Source organism: Kitasatospora sp. NPDC001225 (assembly GCF_053597855.1).
Genome location: NZ_JBSFJC010000221.1, coordinates 1 through 8525, shown reverse-complemented (window position 1 = coordinate 8525; position 8525 = coordinate 1). Strand labels below are relative to the sequence as shown.

At 74.1% G+C, this 8525-nt stretch carries 6 protein-coding genes; 1 reads left to right on the top strand and 5 read right to left on the bottom strand.

Annotated elements, in window-relative coordinates; genetic code table 11:
• Positions 1 to 373: 373 nt before the first annotated feature.
• The 3 genes from ACWDCZ_RS37530 to nsdA form a co-directional block, all read right to left on the bottom strand.
• Positions 374 to 712 carry a P-II family nitrogen regulator gene (locus ACWDCZ_RS37530; RefSeq protein WP_049659191.1) on the bottom strand — a complete coding sequence of 113 codons (339 nt, stop codon included), beginning with the start codon at positions 710 to 712 and terminating at the stop codon, positions 374 to 376.
• Positions 709 to 2136 carry an ammonium transporter gene (locus ACWDCZ_RS37525; RefSeq protein ID WP_375877287.1) on the bottom strand — a complete coding sequence of 476 codons (1428 nt, stop codon included), beginning with the start codon at positions 2134 to 2136 and terminating at the stop codon, positions 709 to 711. The genes ACWDCZ_RS37530 and ACWDCZ_RS37525 overlap by 4 nt, the downstream gene beginning before the upstream one ends.
• Positions 2137 to 2425: 289 nt before the next feature.
• Positions 2426 to 3880: a transcriptional repressor NsdA gene (gene nsdA, locus ACWDCZ_RS37520; protein WP_181970686.1), complete on the bottom strand. Its 1455-nt coding sequence runs from the start codon at positions 3878 to 3880 to the stop codon at positions 2426 to 2428.
• Between the two features lie 629 nt (positions 3881 to 4509).
• Between nsdA and ACWDCZ_RS37515 the strand changes: the two genes are divergently transcribed.
• Positions 4510 to 5199, top strand: coding sequence for a bifunctional DNA primase/polymerase (locus ACWDCZ_RS37515; protein ID WP_074001515.1), 690 nt, complete (start codon positions 4510 to 4512; stop codon positions 5197 to 5199).
• A gap of 89 nt (positions 5200 to 5288) precedes the next feature.
• On the opposite strand, the gene ftsY is transcribed toward ACWDCZ_RS37515, so the two are convergent.
• A complete protein-coding gene (gene ftsY, locus ACWDCZ_RS37510) occupies positions 5289 to 6515 on the bottom strand; it encodes a signal recognition particle-docking protein FtsY (RefSeq protein WP_074001514.1) in 1227 nt (408 codons plus the stop codon).
• A gap of 47 nt (positions 6516 to 6562) precedes the next feature.
• On the bottom strand, positions 6563 to 8525 hold a 1963-nt coding region (locus ACWDCZ_RS37505), incomplete at its 5' end, for an AAA family ATPase (RefSeq protein WP_449818263.1).

Here is an 8525-nt window from a genome sequence, read left to right as displayed (position 1 = left end):
GGGCGACCCCGCTCTTGCCGGTCATCGGCCACAGGTCGGGGTCCCGGGTGAGCGTTCCCTCCGGGTAGCGCCCGGGCCGGGGGCGGCGAGCAGCGCGGCCCGGGCGGCGGCACAGCCGACGGGGTCGGAGGGGTCGACGGGGTCGGAGGGGCTGGTCTCGGTGGTCATGCGCGTGGGTCCCGTCCGTCGTGCTGGTTGAACCGTCCTGCTGGTGAACCGTCCTGCCCTCGGGTCGACCGTTCGGCCGTTCGGCCGCTCCGGAGAGGCCGGTACGGAAGCGCCGGTACGCCGCCGGGCGGACCCGCACCCTCCCGGGTGAACGGGCCCGCCGTCCGGCGTGGGGCGACCGGCCGTGGGGCGACCGGCCGCCGGGCTACAGGGCGTCCGGGCCGCGCTCGCCGGTGCGGACCCGTACGGCGGTGTCGACGGGCACGCTCCACACCTTGCCGTCGCCGATCTTCCCGGTCCGGGCGGCCTTCACCAGGACGTCGATCAGGTCCTCGGCGTCCTCGTCCTCGACCAGGACCTCGATCCTGACCTTCGGTACCAGGTCCACGGTGTACTCGGCCCCCCGGTACACCTCGGTGTGGCCGCGCTGGCGGCCGTAGCCACTGGCCTCGGTGACGGTGAGGCCGTGCACCCCGAAGGCCTGGAGGGCGGACTTCACCTCGTCCAGTCGGTACGGCTTGATCACGGCGGTGATGAGCTTCATCGGGCGTCGACCTCGGTCCTCTTCTCGGCGGGCTGCACGGCGGGCTGGGCGGCACCGGGTTCCGCGACGCCGGTCCGTTCGCCGGTCCGTTCGGTGGACCGTCCGGCGGACCGCTCGGCGGCGGACGTCGCGGCAGCGGCGGCCAGGCCCGGCAGGGCCCGGGCCAGCCCCGCCCCCACGGCGGTGAAATCGTAGGCGGACTCGGCGTGTTCGGCCTGGTCGATGCCGGCCGTCTCGACCTCGCCGGAGACCCGGAAGCCGACCAGCCGGTCGACCGCCTTGGCCAGCAGCCAGGACAGCACGAAGGAGTACGCCGCGACCACCGCCACGCCCATCGCCTGCTTGCCCAGCTGGCCGATCCCGCCCCCGTAGAACAGGCCCTTGACGCCCTGGCCGACCCCGCCGGTGGCGAACAGGCCGACCAGCAGCGAGCCGACCGCCCCGCCGACCGCGTGCACGCCCACCACGTCGAGCGAGTCGTCGAAGCCCCAGCGGTACTTGAGCGAGACGGCGGCGCAGCAGACCGCGCCCGCGACCAGTCCGATCGCCACCGCGCCGAGCGGGCTGACCGAGCCGCAGGCCGGGGTGATCGCGACCAGCCCGGCCACCGCGCCGGAGGCGGCGCCCAGCGTGGTGAAGGCTCCGTGCCTGAACCGCTCGTAGACCAGCCAGCCGACCAGCGCCGCGCCGGTGGCGACCTGGGTGTTCACCATGGCCATCGCGGCCACGCCGTTGGCGGCCAGCGCCGAGCCCGCGTTGAAGCCGAACCAGCCGAACCAGAGCAGCCCGGAGCCGAGCATCACCAGCGGCAGGCTGTGCGGGCGCATCGGGTCCTTCTTGAAGCCGATCCGCTTGCCCAGCACCAGGCAGAGCGCGAGGCCGGCGACGCCCGCGTTGATGTGCACGGCCGTCCCGCCGGCGAAGTCGATCACGCCGTTGCGGTCGCCCAGCCAGCCGCCGTGGCCGCCGTCGAAGAAGAACACCCAGTGCGCGACCGGGAAGTAGACGACCGTCACCCAGAGCGCGATGAACAGGCCCCAGGCGGCGAATCTGGCCCGGTCCGCGACGGCGCCGCTGATCAGCGCCGGGGTGATGACCGCGAACATCAGCTGGAACAGCGCGAAGGCGGTGACCGGGATGGAGCCGGTCAGCTCGTCGAGGCCGAGGCCGCGCATCCCGAGGTGGTCCAGGTTGCCGATCAGGCCGGCGAAGGAGTCGGACCCGAAGCTGAGCGAGTAGCCGTAGAGGACCCACAGCACGCTGACGATGCCGAGCGAGAGGAAGCTCATCGCCAGCATGTTCAGCGTGCTCTTGGCCCTGACCATGCCCCCGTAGAAGAAGGCGAGCCCTGGGGTCATCAGCATGACCAGGGCCGCACTGATGAGTACGAAGGCGGTGTCGCCCGCGCTGAAGCCGTCCGGCATCGGCGTCTCCTCTGCGTCCAGGCCGATCCGCACCCGGGGACCCGTCCCGTGGTGCCACCCGGGGTGTCGGCGTTGAGGAGGAGCGTGCCGAAGGCTGGTTTCGGCCGGTGCGGCCGGTTGTTTCACCGCGGTGACGCGTGCGACGCGCGGGTTACGGCTGCGTGAACCGCGGCCGCCGCGGCCCGGCCGGGCCGGACCATCGGCTGCCGGACATGCCACCGACCGTGACGGCGGCGGCCGCCACGGTCGGTGGAGCTCTTTCCTTCGGACGGCCCTGGCGGGCCTCCGGTCAGACCACCGAGACGAACTCCGGGATGTCCTGGACCACCCGCTCCTTGAGCCGGCTCACCGCGTCCACACCCTTGAACCGGGCCGACGCGGCCTCCGTGGTCTTGCGGACCCGGGAGTTCAGCCGCTCCGAGCGCACCTTGGTGGCGATGTCCACCGCCTGCTCGGCCATCACCACCGCCTGCTCGGCCTCCTTCTGCAGCAGGTGGACGCTGGCCATGCCGATCAGATTGAAGGCGTACGAGCGCACGTGGTCGGCGTCCTGACGGAACAGGTCGACCGCGGTCTCCATCACCGGCGCGGACAGCGAGGCGTACAGCTCGGCGTTGTCCGAGTGGTACGCGAGGTCGCGGAAGGAGTGGGCGTTCTCGGCGTTCAGCTCGGCGGGCGAGAAGAACTTCAGCCAGTCCGGGTCCTGGTCCCCGTCCCGGATGTCGGTGAAGGTGTCCTCGGCCAGCCGGATCGCCCGGGCGCAGCGGTTGACCTCGCCGATGGTGGCGTAGGCGCGCGCCTCCATCGCGTACAGCAGGGACTGCTGGCGCGGGGTGGCGGCGTCGCGGCTGCCGTACTGGGCCAGGTGGATGAGTTCCAGGGCGTCCTCGCCCCGGTTGAGGTGGATCATCTGGCGGCTCATGTCGGTGAGGATCAGCGCGCCGAACGGGCGGTCGCCGGCCTCCTTGGCCGCGTGCAGGGCGAGCACGTAGTACTTCTGCGCGCTCGGGTGCATCCCGACGTCGTACGACATCCACCCGGCCAGGTGGGCGAGTTCGGCGGTGAGCCGGAACAGCCGCTTGGTGGTGTCCTCGCTGTACGTCTCCTGGAGCAGGTCGGTGACCTCGTGCAGCTGGCCGACGACGGCCTTGCGGCGCAGCCCGCCGCCGTTCTGGGCGTCCCACTGCCGGAACATGACCGTGGTCTGCTCCAGCAGTTCGAGCTCGGGTTCGGAGAGCCGGCCGGTGAAGGCCTCGCCGCCGTTGGCCGCGGTGAGGATCGGGGTGGGGACGCCGCTCGGGCCGGGGGCGAGCCAGCGCTGCATCGGCTCGATCAGCGCGGCGCCCGCAGTCAGCGCGAGTGAGGTGCCGAGGAAGCCCCGGCGGTTGAGCATGAGGTCGCTGCGGGAGTAGTCGCTGATCAGCTGGACGGTCTGCTGACCGCTCCACGGCAGGTCGACGCCGCCGCCCACGGTGGAGACCGGGATCGCGGCGCGCAGGCCGAGGTCCTCGATGGAGACCACCGAGCCGAACCGCTCGGAGAAGAGTTCCGACATGATCTTGGGGATCGGCTCGCGGGGCTGCTCGCCGTCGAGCCAGCGGCGCACCCGGGAGGTGTCGGTGGACACGTGGTGGGCGCCGATCTGCCGGGCCTTGCGGTTGACCTGGCGGGCCAACTCGCCCTTGGACCAGCCACTGCGGGCGAACCACGTGGTCAGCTTCTCATTCGGTTGCTTCTCTGCCATGGGTAACGTCCCCATCCCGCCCGGCCCCTACCGGGGCCCCCGATCGTGACCGCCCGACGGTTGCGGGCTCTTGCCAGACGTGCCGTGCCTGAGGTGCCGCGGCGCCGCCGTACCGCAGCGCCCTCGCACTGGTGTGCCATCGTTGCGGACGATCCGTCAGATTCCCAACTCCCGTTGCCCGACGGCCCGGGACAGACTCCTCGACGACATCCGCACGCTGAACGTAATGCCCCGTGAGGGGCCCGTGGGAGCGCCCCTGGCGAAACGCCACCTTTCGCCACCCCCAGGAGTGAACCGAAGCCCGGGGGCACACGCTTCACTTAGGGAGTCCCGACGGCCCGGCATATGCGGGCCGCCAAGTCCCCCGGCCCATCCCGGAGGACCCGGCGGAACCCGCAACCCACCGCAGCCACAGGCGAGTTCACCGTCCACTCGGGACGGCGACAGCCCCACGAACACGACGATCCGGCATCGGCGCCGCCCCCACAAGGCGGCGCCCGAGGCGCACCGTCGGAACAGGCGCACACCACGCGCTGCGCGCCGCCACCGCACTACGCACCACACGGCTGACAATCGACACACAGTCACCGTCCCGTAACCATCGGCAACAAGAACCTGTTGGGGGAGGCATGGACAACCTGTTCGGCGAACTTCGACTGGGGCACCTGCGGCTGGCACCGCTGGGCGCGCGCCGCCGCACCAAGGTCACCGCGTCCCAGGCCGCCGCGGAGTACACCGGCCGCTGGGGCTGGGCGGTCGTCACCGGCGATCCGGAGACCGGCACCCCGGTCGCCGGCGCCACCGCCCCGCCCCGCTGTCCCTGCGGCTCCCCCCGCTGCGCCGCGCCCGGCCTGCACCCCGTGCGGGGCGGCGGCCGGGCCCGCGCCGCCCGCACCGAGGGCGCGGTGCTGTTCCCCACCGGCCGCGCCTTCGACGTCCTGGACGTCCCCGAGCAGGCCGGCCTCCAGGCCCTGGTCCGGCTGGAGCGGATGGGCACCCAGGTGGGCCCGGTGCTCGCGCCCCCCACCGGCCGGCTCCAGTTCCTGGTCGCCGCAGGCACCGCCCGGCGCCTGCCCGACCTGCTGTACCGGATGGGCTGGGACGACGCCGCGCTCGACCTGGTCTGCCACGGCGAGGGCGGCCACGTCGCCGCCCCGCCCACCGTCCTCGGCGGCCTCGGCCCGGTCCGCTGGCTGCGCCGCCCCACCCGCGACAACGCGGGCTGCCCGCCGGAGGCCCGGCTGCTGCTCGGCACCCTCGCCTACGCCTGCCACCGCGGCCGCGAGCGCACCGCCGAGCCGGCCTGGATGGCCTCCTGACCGCCCCGTCCCGGCACGCGGAAGGGCCCGCCCCCTGGAGGGGGCGGGCCCTTCGTGCGCTTCCCTGATCGAACGCTTCGCGGAGGCTGTCAGTCGCCGATCAGCGCGTCCACGAACGCCCCCGGCTCGAACGGGGCCAGGTCGTCCGCGCCCTCGCCCAGGCCGATCAGCTTGACCGGCACGCCCAGCTCGCGCTGGACCGCGACCACGATGCCGCCCTTGGCGGTGCCGTCCAGCTTGGTCAGCACGATGCCGGTGATGTCGACCACCTCGGCGAACACCCGGGCCTGGATCAGGCCGTTCTGGCCGGTGGTGGCGTCCAGCACCAGCAGCACCTCGTCCACCGGGCCGTGCTTCTCGACGACCCGCTTGACCTTGCCCAGCTCGTCCATCAGGCCGGTCTTGGTGTGCAGGCGGCCGGCGGTGTCGATCAGCACGGTGTCCGCGCCCTCGGCGATGCCCTCCTTGACCGCGTCGAAGGCGATCGAGGCCGGGTCCCCGCCCTCCGGGCCGCGCACGGTGCGCGCGCCCACCCGCTCGCCCCAGGTCTGGAGCTGGTCGGCGGCGGCGGCGCGGAAGGTGTCGGCGGCGCCGAGCACCACCGTACGGCCGTCGGCGACCAGGACGCGGGCCAGCTTGCCGGTCGTGGTGGTCTTGCCGACGCCGTTGACGCCGACCACCAGGACCACCGCCGGGCCCTCCTCGTGCTTGGTGGAGCGCACGGCACGGTCGGAGTCCTTGCCGACCAGCTCGACCAGCTCCTCGCGCAGCAGCGCGCGCAGCTCGTCGGGGGTGCGGGTGCCGAGCACCTTCACCCGGGTGCGCAGCCGCTCGACCAGCTCCTGGGTGGGGGCGACGCCGACGTCCGCGGTGAGCAGCGTCTCCTCGATCTCCTCCCAGGTGTCCTCGTCCAGGTGCTCGCGGGAGAGCAGCGAGAGCAGGCCCTTGCCGAGCGAGTTCTGCGAGCGGGAGAGCCGCGAGCGCAGCCGGACCAGCCGGCCGGCGGTGGGCTCGGGGACCTCGATGGCCGGGGCCGCCTCAGCGGCCTCGACGACCTCGACCTCGGTGGCCTCGGCCTCGGCGGGCGCCTCGGCCTCCGGGAGTTGCACCTCCTCGACGGTGCGGCGGGGCGCCTCGGTCGGCGGCGCGGCCTCCTCGCCGACCTGGGGCTCCTGCGGGGTGGGCTTCGGCGCCGTGATGACCGGCGCCTGCGACTTCGGGGGCAGCTGCTGGCGTCGTCTGCCGGAAACGACGAGGCCGGCGATCGCGCCGATGGCGACCACGGCGATGACTACGGCAAGGATCACGTATTCCATATCCGCTCCAGTATCCGCGACCGGAGCCCGGATGGACCGCAGCCGCCCTACACCGATGCGGTTCGTACGGCCCGCGGCCGGCGCTCCCGGTGCTCCTCGCGCAGCCGCTGGCTGATCACCTGCGAGATGCCGTCGCCCTTCATGGTCACGCCGTAGAGGGCGTCGGCCGACTCCATGGTGAGCTTCTGGTGGGTGATCACGATCAGCTGGGAGCTCTCCCGCAGCTCCTCCATGATCCCGATCAGCCGGCGCAGGTTGGTCTCGTCCAGCGCCGCCTCCACCTCGTCCATCACGTAGAACGGGCTGGGCCGGGCCTTGAAGATCGCGACCAGCAGCGCCACCGCGGTCAGCGAGCGCTCGCCGCCGGACAGCAGCGACAGCCGCTTGACCTTCTTGCCCGGCGGCCGGGCCTCGACCTCGACCCCGGTGGCGAGCATGTTCTCCGGGTCGGTCAGCACCAGCCGGCCCTCCCCGCCCGGGAAGAGCCGGGCGAAGACGCCCTCGAACTGGGCGGCGGTGTCGTGGTACGCCGAGGTGAACAGCTGCTCGACCCGCTGGTCCACCTCCCGGACGATGTCCAGCAGGTCGCGCCGGCTGCGCTTGAGGTCGTCCAGCTGCTCGCCGAGGAACCGGTGGCGCTCCTCCAGCGCGGCGAACTCCTCCAACGCCAGCGGGTTGACCTTGCCGAGCTGCTGGTACGCCTTCTCGGCCGCCCGCAGCCGCTTCTCCTGCTCGGCCCGGACGTACGGGTACGGCTCGCCCGGTTCCGTCCCCTCCTCGGGCGCGGACGGCGGGACGGGCTGGTCCGGCCCGTACGAGGCGAGCAGCTCGCCGCCGTCGATGCCGAACTCCTCCAGCGCGCGGGCCTCCAGCTGCTCGATCCGCAGCCGCTTCTCGGCCCGCAGCACCTCGTCCCGGTGCCCGGCGTCGACCAGCTTGTCCAGCTCCTCCTTGAGCCCGCGGCCGTGCTCCCGGTGCTCGCGCAGCTCGTGCTCGCGCTCGGCCCGCGCCTGTTCGACGGCCGCCCGCCCGGCGTCCGCGCGGGCCAGCGACACCTCCAGGCAGGCCAGCAGCTGCCGGGCGCCCGCCGCGACGGCGTTCGCCACCGAGGCGTCGCGCTCGGCGCGCCGGCGGCGCTCGGCGGCCCGGGCGCGCGCCTCGCGCTCGGCGCGGGCGGCCCGGTCCAGCTGGTCGGCCCGGCCGGCCAGGGCGCGGACCCGCTCCTCGTGGGTGCGCACCGCGAGCCGGGCCTCCAGCTCGGCCTGCCGGGCGTCGCTCGCGGCCCCGGCCAGCCGCTGCTGTTCGGCGGCGTCCGGCTCGTCCTCCCCGGCCCGGGCCGACTCCTCGGCGGCGGCCAGGCGCCGCGCCAGCTCCTCGGCGCCGTCGAGCAGTTCGGCCACCCCCTGCTCGGCGCGGGCGGCGGCGTCCGACAGCCGACCGGCCTCGCCGGCGGCGGCGCGGGCCTGCCCGCCGAGCCGGCCGAGCGCCCCGGCGACCTGGGCCCGCTCCTTCTCCTCCTGCCGTCTCCGCTCGGCGAGTTGCTCCACTTCGGCGGCCGACTCCCGTCGCTGCTCGGCGAGTCGGGCCAGCCGCCCGGCCGATTCGGCGCAGCGGACGGTGAGTTCGCCGATCGCCCGGGCCGCCTCGTCCACCGCGGCCTGGGTCTCCAGCAGGCTCGGCGCGCCGCCGGAGCCGCCCTGGGCGAAGCCGGCGCCGAGCCGGTCCCCGTCGGCGGTGACGGCGCACAGCGCGGGGTGCCCGGCGACCAGCCGCAGCGCCCGGTCGAGGTCCGCGACCACCGCCACCCCGGCCAGCAGCCGCCGGACGGCGCCGAGCAACTCGGCCGGGCCGTCGACCAGTTCGGCCGCCCAGCGGGCCCCGTCCGGCAGCTCCCCCGCCGGCTCGGCCGCCTCGGCGGAGCCGGCGGTACCGGCGATCAGCAGCGCGGCCCGGCCGGCGTCCTCGGCCCGCAGCAGCCGCAGGGCCCCGGCGGCGGTGGACGGCGAGTCG